Source organism: Stenotrophomonas sp. NLF4-10, assembly GCF_022359915.1.
GTDB classification, from domain to species: domain Bacteria; phylum Pseudomonadota; class Gammaproteobacteria; order Xanthomonadales; family Xanthomonadaceae; genus Stenotrophomonas; species Stenotrophomonas daejeonensis.
Genome location: NZ_JAKSEE010000003.1, coordinates 1,637,135 through 1,651,678, shown reverse-complemented (window position 1 = coordinate 1,651,678; position 14,544 = coordinate 1,637,135). Strand labels below are relative to the sequence as shown.

Annotated in this window: 8 protein-coding genes; 3 read left to right on the top strand and 5 right to left on the bottom strand. The window is 69.7% G+C overall.

The genetic code is table 11. The annotated features are described in order from the left end of the window. Nucleotides 1-23: 23 nt before the first annotated feature. Nucleotides 24-1,901 (bottom strand): ATP-binding cassette domain-containing protein, encoded by a 1,878-nt coding sequence (locus tag MIC98_RS07835; protein ID WP_239736737.1) that lies wholly within the window; start codon nucleotides 1,899-1,901, stop codon nucleotides 24-26. A gap of 309 nt (nucleotides 1,902-2,210) precedes the next feature. On the opposite strand from MIC98_RS07835, the gene MIC98_RS07830 reads away from it, so the two are divergent. Both MIC98_RS07830 and ybaL read left to right on the top strand, forming a co-directional pair. Further along, nucleotides 2,211-4,631: a TonB-dependent receptor gene (locus MIC98_RS07830; protein ID WP_239736736.1), complete on the top strand. Its 2,421-nt coding sequence runs from the start codon at nucleotides 2,211-2,213 to the stop codon at nucleotides 4,629-4,631. A 188-nt stretch (nucleotides 4,632-4,819) separates the two neighbouring features. Beyond that, a complete protein-coding gene (gene ybaL, locus MIC98_RS07825) occupies nucleotides 4,820-6,508 on the top strand; it encodes a YbaL family putative K(+) efflux transporter (protein WP_239736735.1) in 1,689 nt (562 codons plus the stop codon). A 283-nt stretch (nucleotides 6,509-6,791) separates the two neighbouring features. Here ybaL and MIC98_RS07820 read toward each other — a convergent pair whose 3' ends face one another. Further along, entirely contained in the window at nucleotides 6,792-7,667 is an 876-nt protein-coding gene (locus tag MIC98_RS07820; RefSeq protein ID WP_239736734.1) for a GyrI-like domain-containing protein, read from the bottom strand. A 76-nt stretch (nucleotides 7,668-7,743) separates the two neighbouring features. Beyond that, a complete protein-coding gene (locus MIC98_RS07815; protein ID WP_239736733.1) occupies nucleotides 7,744-8,646 on the bottom strand; it encodes a LysR family transcriptional regulator in 903 nt (300 codons plus the stop codon). Between the two features lie 124 nt (nucleotides 8,647-8,770). Between MIC98_RS07815 and MIC98_RS07810 the strand changes: the two genes are divergently transcribed. Then, nucleotides 8,771-9,421, top strand: coding sequence for an NAD(P)H-binding protein (locus MIC98_RS07810; RefSeq protein ID WP_239736732.1), 651 nt, complete (start codon nucleotides 8,771-8,773; stop codon nucleotides 9,419-9,421). A gap of 43 nt (nucleotides 9,422-9,464) precedes the next feature. On the opposite strand, the gene MIC98_RS17035 is transcribed toward MIC98_RS07810, so the two are convergent. Further along, a complete protein-coding gene (locus tag MIC98_RS17035; RefSeq protein WP_275584484.1) occupies nucleotides 9,465-11,696 on the bottom strand; it encodes a GGDEF domain-containing phosphodiesterase in 2,232 nt (743 codons plus the stop codon). 248 nt (nucleotides 11,697-11,944) lie between these two features. Further along, nucleotides 11,945-14,530, bottom strand: a complete 2,586-nt coding sequence (gene clpB, locus MIC98_RS07795) for an ATP-dependent chaperone ClpB (RefSeq protein WP_239738089.1) — start codon at nucleotides 14,528-14,530, stop codon at nucleotides 11,945-11,947. Between the last annotated feature and the right edge of the window lie 14 nt (nucleotides 14,531-14,544).

Here is a 14,544-nt window from a genome sequence, read left to right as displayed (position 1 = left end):
GATGACCGGATGTCCCCGCGCGCTCAGGCGTCGAGCAGCTCCATCCACGCCGCTTCGGCCTGCTCCAACTGCTGCGCCAGCACTTCGCGCTCGCCGCCCAGCCTGCCCATCTTCGCCGCATCGGCGTAGTTGGCCGGGTCGGCCAGTTGCCGGTCGATGTCGGCCAGCGCCGCGCCGAGCTGCTCGACCTTCTTCTCGGCCGCTTCCAGTTTGTGCGGATTGACCGGTTTCTTCGACGGTACCGGCGCGGCGGCAATCGGGGCCGAGGCGGCGACAGGCTTTTCCGCCTTGTCGGCGCGCTCGGCCTTGCTGCGCGCGCCCTGCGCGGTGGCGCGGGTGCGCAGCCACGCGGCGTATTCGTCGAGGTCGCCGGCGAACGGCTCGACCACGCCGTCGGCCACGCGCCAGAAGGTGTCGCAGACCAGCCCGATCAAGTGGCGGTCGTGGCTGACCATCACGATCGCACCTTCGAAGATACTCAACGCCTCGGCCAGCGCCTCGCGCATTTCCAGGTCGAGGTGGTTGGTGGGTTCGTCGAGCAGCAGCACGTTCGGCTGCTGCCACGCGATCAGCGCCAGCGCCAACCGCGCGCGCTCGCCGCCGGAGAAGCCATCGACCGGCTCGAACGCGCGGTCGCCGGGGAAGTTCCACTTGCCGAGGAAGTCGCGGAACGACTGGTTGACGCCATCCGGGTCGATGTCGCGGAAGTGGTCCATCGGCGTGGCGCCTTCGCGCAGCGATTCCACCGTGTGCTGGGCGAAGTAGCCGATCTTCATGTCCGGGTGCGCGCTGCGCTCGCCGGCCAGCGGCGGCAGGTCGCCCACCAGCGTCTTGACCAGCGTGGTCTTGCCCGCGCCGTTGGGGCCGAGCAGGCCGACGCGCTGGCCGGCCTCGAGGCCGAAGCCCACACCTTCGAGGATCACCGCGTCGTCGCCATAACCGGCCTCGACGTTGTTCAGGCGGATCAGCGAGAACGGCAGCTTGGCCGGCGCGGAGAACTCGATGCGGAACTCGCGCTCGGCGCGCACCGCCTCGGTGCCGGTCATCTTGGCCAGCCGCTTCATCCGGCTCTGCGCCTGGGTGGCCTTGCTGGCCTGCGCCTTGAAGCGGTCGATGAAGCTCTGCAGGTGGGCGCGCTCGGCCTGTTCCTTCTCGTGCGCGATCTGCTGCTGGCGCAGGTGCTCGGCGCGCTGGCGCTCGAAGTCGGTGTAGCCGCCGGTATACAGCTTGGCGGTTCCGCCATGCAGGTGCAGGGTGTGGGTGGCGACGTTGTCGAGGAACTCGCGGTCGTGCGAGATCAGCAACAGCGTGCCGGGGTACTTGAGCAGCCACTGTTCCAGCCAGTACACCGCGTCGAGGTCGAGGTGGTTGGTCGGTTCGTCGAGCAGCAGCAGGTCGCTGGGCATCATCAGCGCGCGGGCCAGGTTCAGGCGCGCGCGCCAGCCGCCGGAGAACGCGGCCACCGGGCGCGCATGGGTTTCGGCCGGGAAGCCGAGGCCGTGCAGCAGCTTGCCGGCGCGTGCCTCGGCGTCGTAGGCACCCAGCTCGGCCATCCTGGTGTGCGCCTCGGCCACCGCCTCCCAGTCCTCGCGCGCGGTGGCCGCGGCCTCCTCGGCCAGCACCGCGGCCACCACGTCGTCGCCGCCGAGCACGAAGTCGATGGCGCGGTCGGGCAGCGCCGGGGTTTCCTGCGCCACGTCGGCGATGCGGACCTTGCCGGGCAGCGACACGTCGCCCTTGTCGGCCTCCAGCTCGCCGCGCACGGCGGCGAACAGGCTGGACTTGCCGGCGCCGTTGCGGCCGACCACGCCGACGCGGTAGCCGGCATGCAGGGTGAGGTCGACGTTGGACAGCAGCAGGCGTTCGCCGCGGCGCAGGGCGAAATTACGTAGGGAAATCATGAATGGGCTCGTTATAACCGTATGGAATGTCCAAACAAGGAGCATTCCTGCGACGCGATTCTAGCGTTAACGAATACTTGACCAACGCATCGAGCGCGCCCGATCCCGTCCCGCCTCGATCGCTCCCTGGCACTTTACCGAAGTACGCACCGATGTCCCGCCCGCAAAAACGCTTTCAAAAGCAACGATGTAGACGGCCGCGCCGGATTTGACACAACGTAAATTTTCCATTAATTCGTGATGGCACACCCACTCCACCGGCCAGAATCCGCCGCCGGGTGCCGCCAACTCCACCGGAGCCGCAATCTGATGAACAGCAAATCCAACACGCTCGCCCTCGCCGTTGCCATCGCGCTCGGCCTCCCGGTCGCTTCCGCCTTCGCCCAGTCCAGCGCGCAGACGCTGGATACCGTGATCGTCACCGGCACCCGCGTGGCCGACCGCACCGTGGCCGAGTCGCAGTCGCCGATCGACATCATCACCCCGGAGGCGCTGTCGGCCACCGGCACCGGCGAGCTGGCCACCGCGCTGGCGCGCGCCCTGCCCTCGCTCAACTTCCCGCGCCCGGCGCTGACCGACGGCACCAGCGGCATCCGCCCGGCGCAGCTGCGCGGGCTCTCGCCCGACCAGGTGCTGGTGCTGGTCAACGGCAAGCGCCGCCACACCTCCGCCCAGCTCAACGTCAACGGCAGCATCGGCCGCGGCTCCTCGGCCACCGACCTGAACGCGATCCCGATCGCCGCCATCGAGCGCGTGGAAGTGCTGCGCGACGGCGCCTCGGCCCAGTATGGTTCGGACGCCATCGCCGGCGTGGTCAACATCGTGCTCAAGGGCGCCGGCAAGGGCGGCAGCCTGGCGGTGGACTACGGCCAATATTCGGCCGGCGACGGCAACAAGTACCAGCTCTCCGGCGATGCCGGCGTCGAGTTCGGCGACGGCCGCGGCACCCTGCACGTGGCCGGGCAGGTCAGCGACCAGGACGAGAGCAACCGCGCCGGCCCGTACCAGGGCACCGCCCCGGACACCGGCAACTTCCCCGGCATCGGCGAGAAGACCTTCGTCATCGGCGACCCGCGCGTGCAGGCCACGGCGGTGTCGGCCAACAGCCAGTTCCAGTTCGGCGACGCGCTCACCGGCTACGCCACCGCGGCGGCCAGCAACCGCGACATCACCTCGTTCGCGTTCTACCGTTCGAAGAACCACAACCCGCTGACCGCGCAGTTCTACCCGGACGGCTTCGTGCCGGAGATCAACCAGTACTCCAAGGATCGTTCGCTGGTGGCCGGCCTGAAGGGCAGCACCGAGGGCGGCTTCAACTGGGACGTGAGCTACAACTACGGCTACAACAAGATCGACTTCCACACCCGCAACACGGTCAACTACAGCCTCGGCAGCAGCAGCCCGACCAGCTTCTACGACGGCGCGCTGGAGTACACCCAGAACGTGGTCAACGCCGACTTCTCGCAGGCGCTGGACTGGGGCCTGGCCTACCCGGTGACGCTGTCCTTCGGCGCCGAGTACCGGCAGGAGAAGTGGAACCAGTCGCCGGGTTCGGCCGATTCGTACTTCGGCGGCGGCGCGCAGGGCTTCGGCGGCTTCACCGTCGAGAACGCCGTGCATTCGGACCGCCACAACTACGCCGTCTACGCCGGCCTCGAAGGCGACTTCACCGACAAGTTCTCCGCCGGCATCGCCGGCCGCTACGAGGACTACTCGGACTTCGGCAACGAAACCACCGGCAAGCTGTCGGCGCGCTACGCCTTCACCGACGCGGTGGCCCTGCGCGCCACCGCCTCCACCGGCTTCCGCGCACCCTCGCTGGCGCAGCAGAACTACCAGGTCATCACCAGCTCGGTGGACAGCAGCGGCGTGTTCACCCAGCGCGGCACCTTCCCGGCCGCCAGCGCGGCGGCCCTGGCCCTCGGCTCGGAACCGCTGAAGCAGGAGAAGTCCACCTCCTACAGCCTGGGCCTGGTGCTGCAGCCGAGCGAGCGCCTGTACCTGACCGTGGATGCCTACCAGATCGAGATCGACGACCGCATCGTGCTGTCCTCGCCGCTGAACATCGACCCGGCCGCCAGCGCCAACGCCGGCGACCCGGACCGGCTGGCCGCCGCACAGGCCGCGCAGGCGCTGCTGGCCAGCCTCGGCGTCGACGGCGTGACCTCGTTCAACTACTTCACCAACGCGGTGGACACCCGCACCCGCGGCGTGGACGTGGTCGGCACCTACAGCGTGCCGCTGGCGGCCAGCTCGCTGGACCTCACCGCCAGCTACGGCTACAGCAAGACCGAGATCACCGGCATCGCCGCCGACCCGGCCGCGTGGAACACCTTCGCCGCGCTCGCGCCCTCGCGCATCGCCCGCGACGAGCGCGGCCGCATCGAGGAAGGCTACCCGAAGGACAAGGTGATCCTCGGCGGCGTGTGGAAATCCGAGCGCTGGGACATCGGCCTGACCACCACCCGCTACGGCAGCTTCAGCAACCGCCCCACCAGCGGCGCGGCCAACGACCAGACCTTCGGCGCGCAGTGGATCGTCGACGTCTCGGCCAGCTACAAGCCCGGCGAGCGCTGGACACTGACCCTGGGTGCGGACAACGTGCTGGACTCGCACCCGGACCGCAGCATCTTCGCCAACTCGTCCTCGGGCATGTTCCCGTACAGCAACTACTCGCCGGCCGGCTTCAACGGCGCCTATGCCTACGGCCGCATCAGCTACAAGTGGTGAGCCGCGGCTAACGGCCCGCACGCAACACGCGATTGCCCCGGGAAACCGGGGCAATCCATTTGGGGCCTGCAACGCCGCCGACCGCGCGCCCGGCAGGACGGGCCGTTGCGCGCTTCGCATGCAATCCGTCCTTGTCGGCACCGCTTCCGCCCGTAGAATCGTTGCATTCCCCTGCCCTGCGAGTCCCGATGCACCATGACACCGCCCTGATCAACATGATCGCCATCGGCCTGGGCCTGGCCTTCGTGTTCGGCGCCCTGGCCAACAAGCTGCGGCTGTCGCCGCTGGTGGGCTATCTGGTGGCGGGGGTGGTGGTCGGGCCGTTCACGCCGGGCTTCGTCGCCGACCAGACCCTGGCCAACCAGTTGGCCGAGATCGGGGTGATGCTGCTGATGTTCGGCGTCGGCCTGCACTTCTCGCTGAAGGACCTGATGGCGGTGAAGGCCATCGCCATCCCCGGCGCCATCGGCCAGATCGCGGTGGCCACGCTGCTGGGCTGGGGCGTGGCCACGCTGATGGGCTGGCCGGCGCTGCACGGGGTGATCTTCGGCTTCTCGCTGGCCACCGCCTCGACCGTGGTGCTGCTGCGGGCGATGGAGGAACGGCGCCTGCTGGAGACCACCCGCGGCAAGATCGCGGTGGGCTGGCTGATCGTCGAGGACCTGGCCTGCGTGCTGGCGCTGGTGATGATGCCGGTGATCGCCGGGGTGTTCGGACCGGAGGCGCAGGGCCAGCACCACAGCGTCGGCAGCGTGCTGGCCTCCATCGGCTGGACCTTCGTGCAGTTGGGCCTGTTCGTGGCGGTGATGCTGGTGGTCGGGCGCCGGGTGATCCCGTGGGTACTGGAGCGCATCGCCGGCACCGGCTCGCGCGAGCTGTTCACCCTGTCGGTGCTGGCCATCGCGCTGGGCGTGGCGTTCGGCGCGGCCGCGCTGTTCGGCGTGTCGTTCGCGCTGGGCGCGTTCTTCGCCGGGATGATGCTCAACGAATCCGAACTGAGCCACAAGGCCGCGCACGATTCGCTGCCGCTGCGCGACGCGTTCGCGGTGCTGTTCTTCGTCTCGGTGGGCATGCTGTTCGACCCGAAGATCGTGCTCGAGCACCCGTGGCAGGTGCTGGCGACGGTGGCGATCATCATGTTCGGAAAGTCCGCCGCCGCGTTCTTCATCGTGCGCCTGTTCGGCCATTCCAAGGGCACGGCGCTGACCATTTCCGCCTCGCTGGCGCAGATCGGCGAGTTCGCCTTCATCATCGCCGGCCTTGGCGTGGCGCTGAAGATCCTGCCGCCGGCCGGGCAATCGCTGGTGCTGGCCGGCGCGCTGGTGTCGATCATGCTCAACCCGCTGGTGTTCGGCCTGCTCGACCGCTGGCAGGCCCGGCACAAGGAGGCCCAGCCGGTGCCGGAGGTGCCGGACATCCCGCCCGGTCCGTCGCTGGACCTGCACGACCACGCCATCGTCATCGGCTACGGCCGCGTCGGCAGCACGCTGGCGCAGGTGCTGCACGACCGCGGCGTGCCGCTGCTGGTGATCGACGACAACCGCGAGCACGTCGAGCGCGCGCACGCGGCCGGCATCCCCGGCATCCGCGGCAGCGCGGCGGCCGACAAGGTGCTGGCCGAGGCCCACCCCGAACGCGCCAGCATCGCCATCCTCGCCATCCCGCAGCCGCTGGAGGCCGGCGAGGCCCTGGCCAAGCTGCGCGCGATCAACCCCGGCCTGACCCTGCTGGCACGCGCGCACAGCGACGCCGAGGTCAAGCACCTGCTCGAACACGGCGCCGACGGCACGGTGATGGCCGAACGCGAGCTGGCGCACTCGCTGGCGGAAATGGTCATGGCCACCCCGCCCTACCGCGCGATGCGGACGGCGAGCTGAGCGCAGAGGCGCTACCGGCGCGCCCCTGCCTAGTGACCGACCGTTGGTCGGGCGGCGGCGCGACGCGCCGATGGACGCCCGGCATTGACCGACATGTGCCGACCAACGGTCGGCACCCACAGGCACCCACCGACATTCATCTATTCATCGGCGCATCCTCCGACCCGGTAGCGCCCGACCGTTGGTCGGGCGGCGGCACGAAGCGCCGATGGACCCCGGCATTGGCCAACATGTGCCGACCAACGGTCGGCACCCACAGGCACCCACCGGTATCAGCACCCACTCAGCCTTGCAGCGGCACATAGAGGTCCGCGCGCAGGATGGCCTCGGGCACTTCCTCGGGGTCGTCAAGGAAGTGGTAATGGACCGGCGCATCGCGCAGGGCGTGACCGCTGCAGGGCAACCATTCGGCCAGCAGCCGGTCGCAGGCATCCTCCAACCCGGAATAGGCGCCGACGTGGCGCAGGCGCGCCGCCATGCCGCCTTCCAGCCGCAGGCACCGCAGCGGCACCGGCGGCTGCGGCGGGGGTGAATCGAAGACCAGCCCGCAGTCGAAGCGCAGTTCTTCCGGGGCGACGTCGCGATGATCGTCGCGCGGAATCCCGACCAGCTGCCGCAGGTGTTCCACCAGCCCATGCTGCGCGGCCCAGCCGAACAGCTCGCCGAAGCCGGCATCCAGTTCGTCGAACGCCCCCTGCCGGCGCAGCGCCACCACTTCCAACGGTTGCAGCGCCACCACCTCCACGCTCAGCGGCGGCAGGCCGGTCGCGTCCCGGCGCGACGGTTTCGACAGCCGCTCGATCCAGCGTTCGCGCAGCTCCGTATCCGCGCGCAATTGCGTGGGGCTGGCGTCGAACACCTCGCGGAACACCCGCGCCAGCGCCTGCGGCGTGTCGTAGCCGACCCGCAGGGCGATATCGGTCACGCTGGCCTCACCCGGCAGGCAGTGCAGGGCCGCCAGCAGGCGCAGGCGCTGCGCGGTGCGGCCCACGGTTTCCCCGGTCAGCGCGCGCCAGACGCGGTGGAAATGGAAGGGCGACAGGTGCGCGGCGGCGGCCAGTTCCTGCAGGTCCGGCAACGCCTGTCCGGCGCCGATCGCCTGTTGCAGCCGGGCCAGGGCGCGGTCCAGTTTCGGCGGGTGCGAGGCGTTGGTCTTCATGGCGGCATCCTTCGTGTCGGTGATGGCCCATTGCAGCGCCGGCCGGCGCCGGCCGCGTTCCCGATCTTGCGCTTCGTCAGGCCTTGGCCGCAGTGCCGGGAATCCGCCCGAGGTAGTCGCCGAGCAGGGCGATGGCCTGCCGCACCTTGGCCGGCTGGGTTTGCCGGTGCGGGCTGACCGCCCACGCCGGCAACGCCGCGACCTCCCATTCCGGCAACAGCCGCACCAGCGTGCCCGCCGCCAGCAGCGGCGCCGCGTCCAGGCAGGGGAGCACCGCCACGCCCAGCCCGGATTCGCACAGCTGGCACACCGCCGGCAGATTGTGGCTGACGATGCGCGGGTGCGCCGGCACCCGCCGCTCCTCGCCGGAAACACGGTGTCGCCAGGCCAGCCCCGGTGCCTGCACCAGCCCGAGCCATTCGCTTGCCGGCACCTGCGCAGGGTCCATTGGCTGGCCATGCACCCGCATCCAGTCGGGCGCGGCGCAGGACCAGCGTTGCAGCGTGCCGAGCGGCTGCGCCATCCAGTCGCTGTCCGGCAGGCGCCCGAAGCGCAGCGCCAGGTCGATGCAGGCCTGCACCAGGTCGGTCCAGCCATCCTCGAAATGCAGGTACAGGCGCAATTGCGGGTTGTCGCGCAGCCAGCCGCCCAGCGCCGGGCCGATGTGGTCGGCCATGCCCAGCGGCGCGGACAGGCGCAGCTCGCCGCTGGGTGCATGGCGCGCGGCGGAAAGCTCGGCCTCGGCCTCGCCGGCCGCATCCAGCAGCCGCACGCAGGCCGTGTAATAGCGGCTGCCCACGTCGGTCAGCGCCAGCCGCCGGGTGGAACGGTGCAGCAGCGCCACCCCGGCCTCGCGCTCCAATGTGCGCAACTGCTGGCTGACCGCCGAGGTACTCATGCCCAGCGCGCGCGCCGCCGCGCTCATCGAGCCGTGCTGGACCACCTGCGCGAACAGCGCCATGCGCCTGAAATTCTCCATCACCCTCTCCCGTCGGCGCCGCGTCGTGAAGCGCAGCTTCAAGGTGATTGTGGTGCCCGCGGACTGCCGCCGCCACGGCCACGGGGGGACACTGACGCCCTCCCATCCCGCTTGAGGACTCCCCATGAAAATCGCCCTGATCGGCGCCACCGGCTTCGTCGGCCGCGCCCTGCTCGAAGAACTGCTGACCCGCGGCCACGAGGTCACCGCGCTGGCCCGCCACCCGGAGAAACTCGCCGCGCGCGAACGCCTGCGCGTGGTCCGCGCCGACGTGCAGGATGCCGCGCAGGTGCAGGCGGCGGTGGCCGGCAGCGACGCGGTGGTCAGTGCCTACAACGCCGGCTGGAACAACCCGGACCTGTACCGCGACTTCATGCGCGGCTCGCGCGCCATCGTCGCCGGCACCACCGCCGCCGGCGTGAAGCGCTACCTCGTGGTCGGCGGCGCCGGCAGCCTGCTGGCCGCCGACGGCACGCAGCTGGTGGATGCCCCGGACTTCCCGGCCGACTACCGCGAAGGCGCCCGCGCCGCGCGCGACGCGCTGGACGAACTGCGGCAGGAAACGGCGCTGGACTGGACCTTCCTCAGCCCGCCCGTCGCCTTCCATGCCGGCGGTCCTGTCGAGCGCACCGGCCGCTACCGCAGCGGCACCGACACCCCGCTGATGGCCGCCGACGGCCCGGGCACGATCAGTCCGGCCGACCTGGCGGTGGCCGTGGCCGACGAACTGGAACAGCCGCGCCACGTGCGCCAGCGCTTCACCATCGCCTGGTGATGCGGACGGAAGCGTCACCCCAGCCACCGGTGGCGGCGCCTTCTCAGAGCAGGTTCATCTGCGGCTGCGGCTCCGCGTCTTCCCTGATGGCGCCATCGGCCTGCGCGCAGGTCCAGCACAACCCTTCCCGCAGCGGCATCGGCCGGGCATACAGGTAGCCCTGCCCCCAGTGCACGCCGAGCTTGCGCAGGCAGGTGGCGGTGTCCTCGTCCTCGACGTATTCGGCCACCACCTCGGCGCCGCAGGCGCGCGCCACCGCCACCGAGGCCTGCACCATCGCGTAGTCGCGCGGGTCACGGGTGAGGTTGCGCACGAACGAGCCGTCGATCTTGATGATGTCCACCGGCAGCTCCTTGAGCCGGGCGAAGCTCTGCATGCCCACGCCGAAGTCGTCGATGGCGATGCGGCAGCCGCGCACGCGCAGTTCGTCCAGCAGCAGGCTGGCCTGCTCGGCGGTGAAGATGGCCACCGTCTCGGTGATCTCGAAGCACAGCCGCGACAACCGCAGCGGCGCCTGCTCCAGCAGTTCCAGCAGGCGCACGCGGAAGCTCTCCGAGGCCAGGCTCTGCCCGGTCAGGTTCACCGAAATGCGGCCGCAGGCCGCCACCAGCTCCGGCGACCGCCGCAGTTGCGCGAACAGTTCGGCCACCACCGCCAGGTCCAGCTCCGGCCCGCGCCGCGCGGCCTCGACCGCCGGCAGGAACCGGTCCGGCCGCAGCAGTTCGCCCTGCTCGTCGCGCAGGCGGCACAGCACTTCGCCGACGATGCGTCCACCCAGCCGCAACTCGCCCAACGGCAACACCGGCTGGAAAAACAGCACCAGCCCGTCGGGGCGGCGCAGGTGGGCCAGGGCCGCGCTGGCCCCGTGCAGGCGCGCCTGCGCCTGTTGCAGGGTGGCGCGCTCGGCATTGGCGAACAATGGCTCGACCTCGTTGCTGGCGCGCGCCTCGAACGCGAGGCTGGAGGCCAGCATCAGCGCGGCGTCCAGGTCCAGCCCGGTGTCGCCGCCGAAGCGCGCCACGCCCAGGTACGGCAACAGGCGCACGTTCTGCCCCTCCACGAGGAAGCCGGGCTGTTCGATGTCGCGCAGCAGCGCGCCCCAATCGATCCTGCCCCCGCATTCGGCCAGCAATGCGAACTGCCCGCTGCCCAGGTAGCAGGACTGCACGTCGTGGGCTTCCAACCGTGCGGCCACCTCGGTCATCACCCGGGTCTGTGCCCCCAGGCCGTAGCCCACCGTCAGCGTGTCGGCCTGGTCCAGCAGCAGGCAGGCCAGCCCGCATGCCTCCGGCCGCTGCTCGGCCTGCCGCCGCAACGCGCGCAGGTTGGGCAGGCCGGTCAACGAATCGCGCCGGGCCTGTTCGTCCAGCCGCCGCGCCATGTCCTCGCGGTCGCGGCTGGCCAGCAGGTAGTACATCATCGCCATCAGCACGATGCCCATTTCCAGCGCAAGGTGCACGAGGTTGAGGAAGCCCACCGGCGTGCGGGTGAGCATCGCCGCGCCCCCCAGGTTGCCCACCATCAACAACAGCGTGGCCGCCAGCAGCGGCATCGCGAACACCAGCCGCATGTGCAGCATGCACCAGGTCAGCACCGCCAGCACGGCGATGCGGTAGTCGGTCAGCACTGCGCCGCCGGTGGGCGTGCCGCTCAGGTCGATGCGCACCACCCGGCTCAGGCCCACGCTCAGCACGCCGCCCAGCACCAGCAGGAACAGCAGCCCCCAATGGCCATTGCGGCCGGCCAGCGCCGGCCGGCGCCGCTCGGTCCACGCCACCACCGCCGGCAAGGTGACCACCAGCACGCCGAAATACTTGGCGAACAGGGTTTCGATCAGGCCGCTGACCTGGCTGGCCGTACCGAATGGCAGGCCGTACAGCAGGCCCAGCAGCGCCTGCCCCAGCGGGAAGACCAGCAGGCCGAACAGCGCGAAACGGAGCAGGTCGCCCTGCGACAGCGGCTCGCGCCCCGGCGCCGCCGGCCGTTTCAGGCCCACCCGCGCGCACCAGTACGTCCATGCGCAGCCGACCACGGAAACCAGCGAGCCCACCCCCAGCTCCGCGGGCGTGTACCCCAGGTGCAATGCGCGCACCAGCCAGCCCAGCATGATCAGCGCATAGCAGCCGGGCATCACCCAGCGGTCGCGGTCGAGCATGGCGATGGCCAGCAGCAGGCCGACGTGCAGGTGCACCAGCGACGCCGGTGCGGCATGGCTCCACAGTTCCAGCCGATAGGGAACCGCCACCTGCTGCAACAACAGGCAAACACTGCCCAACAGCAGAATCCTTCCACCCCGCGTCGTGGCCCAGTGATGCATTGGCATCCCCCCGATACCTCCACCGGGAAACGTCTCCGGCGGCAGGGCCATGCTGACACAAAACCGCATCCGGCGTTTCGTATCGCCGGAAACCAAAACCGCGCCAGGATCCACTATTTTGGGCGGTCCGTTGCCCGCTCCGGGGGAGGGCCGGAAAGCGCGGCGCGGGGCACTTCAACCCATGCCCGCGCCCCGCGCCCGCCTGGTCAGCCCTTGGCGAACTGCAGCTGGCCGCCGCCGGCTTCCACCTTGATGGTGTCGCCGCCGGCGAACTCGCCGGCCAATATCTTCTGCGCCAGCGGGTTCTCCAGCTGCTGCTGGATCGCGCGCTTGAGCGGGCGCGCACCGTACACCGGGTCGAAGCCGACGTTGCCGAGCAGCTCGAACGCCGAGTCGGCCACGTCCAGCTTCAGGTTGCGCTCGGCCAGCCGCTTCTCCAGCCCGGCCATCTGGATGCGCGCGATCTGCTTGATCTGCTGCTTGTCCAGCGGGTGGAACACGACGATGTCGTCCAGCCGGTTGATGAATTCCGGGCGGAAGTGCGCCTGCACCACGCCCATCACCGCGGCCTTCATCTGCACGTAGGCCTCCGGCGAATCGTCCGCGCTCAGCTCCTGGATCTGGTGCGAGCCGAGGTTGGAGGTCATCACGATGACGGTGTTGCGGAAATCCACGGTGCGGCCCTGGCCATCGGTCAAACGGCCGTCGTCCAGCACCTGCAGCAGGATGTTGAACACGTCCGGGTGTGCCTTCTCGACCTCGTCGAGCAGGATCACGCTGTACGGGCGGCGGCGCACCGCTTCGGTGAGGTAGCCGCCTTCCTCGTAGCCGACGTAGCCGGGGGGCGCGCCGATCAGCCGCGCCACGCTGTGCTTCTCCATGAACTCGCTCATGTCGATGCGCACCATCGCATCGCTACTGTCGAACAGGAAGTCGGCCAGCGCCTTGGTCAGCTCGGTCTTGCCGACGCCGGTGGGGCCGAGGAACAGGAACGAGCCGCTCGGGCGGTTGGGGTCGGACAGCCCGGCGCGCGAGCGGCGCACCGCGTCGGAGACGACCTTGATCGCCTCCTCCTGCCCGACCACGCGGTCGTGCAGCACCTCTTCCATGCGCAGCAGCTTGTCGCGCTCGCCTTCGAGCATCTTGCTGACCGGGATGCCGGTCCAGCGGCTGACCACCTCGGCGATTTCCTCGTCGGTCACCCGGTCCTGCACCAGCTTGAAGTCCTTGTGCTCGGCTTCCTGCGCGGCGGCCAACTGCTTTTCCAGGTTCGGCAACAGGCCGTACTGGATTTCGCTCATGCGGGCGAAATCCTGCCGGCGCTGCGCCGCTTCGAGGTCGAGCCTGGCCTGCTCGATCTGCTCCTTGACCTTGGTCGCGCCCTGCAACGCGGCCTTTTCCGACTTCCAGATTTCGTTGAGGTCGGAGAACTCGCGCTCCAGCCCGTCGATGTCGGCTTCCAGATCGGCAAGGCGCTTGCGCGAAGCGTCATCCTTTTCCTTCTTCAACATTTCGCGCTGGATTTTCAGTTGGATCAGACGGCGTTCGAGGCGGTCCAGCTCCTCCGGCTTGGAGTCGATCTCCATGCGGATGCGGCTGGCGGCTTCGTCCATCAGGTCGATGGCCTTGTCCGGCAGCTGGCGGTCGGTGATGTAGCGGTTGGACAGCGTGGCGGCGGCGACGATCGCCGGGTCGGTGATCTCCACGCCGTGGTGCACGGCGTAGCGTTCTTTCAGCCCGCGCAGGATGGCGATGGTGTCCTCGACGCTGGGTTCGCCGACGAACACCTTCTGGAAGCGACGCTCCAGCGCGGCATCCTTCTCGATGTACTGGCGGTATTCGTCCAGCGTGGTCGCGCCGATGCAGTGCAGCTCGCCGCGCGCCAACGCCGGCTTGAGCATGTTGCCGGCGTCCATCGCACCATCGCCCTTGCCGGCGCCGACCATCGTGTGCAGCTCGTCGATGAACAGGATGATCTGGCCTTCGTTCTTGGCGAGGTCGTTGAGCACGCCCTTCAGCCGTTCCTCGAACTCGCCGCGGAACTTGGCGCCGGCGATCAGCGCACCCATGTCCAGCGACAGAACGCGCTTGCCGCGCAGGCCCTCGGGCACTTCGTCGTTGATGATGCGCTGGGCCAGGCCCTCGACGATCGCGGTCTTGCCGACGCCCGGCTCGCCGATCAGCACCGGGTTGTTCTTGGTCCGGCGTTGCAGCACCTGGATGGTGCGGCGGATTTCCTCGTCGCGGCCGATCACCGGGTCGAGCTTGCCGCTCTCGGCGCGCGCGGTGAGGTCGATGGTGTATTTCTCCAGCGCCTGCCGCTGTTCCTCGGCGTTTTCGCTCTGCACGGTTTCGCCACCGCGCAACTTGTCGATGGCGGCTTCCAGCTTTTGCTTGTTGGCACCTGCCGCGCGCAGCGCCATGCCGGCCGCGCCGCTGTCGTCGGTGGCGGCCAGCAGGAACCATTCGCTGGCGATGAACTGGTCATTGTGCTGCTGCGCCAGCTTGTCGGTGGCGTTGAGCAGGCGGCTGAGGTCGTTGCCCATCGACAGGTTGCCAGCCTGCCCGGACACCTTGGGCAGCGCCTCCAGCGCTTCGCCCAGGCGTTCGCGCAGCAGCGGCACGTTGACTCCGGCCTGCGCCAGCAGCGGCCGGCTGCTGCCGCCGGGCTGGTCGAGCAGCGCGGCCAGCACGTGCACCGGCTCGATGATGCTGTGGTCGCGGCCCACGGCCAGCGACTGCGCGTCGGCCAGGGCTTTCTGGAAATTGGAGGTGAGCTTGTCCATCCGCATGGTGGTCATCCCGG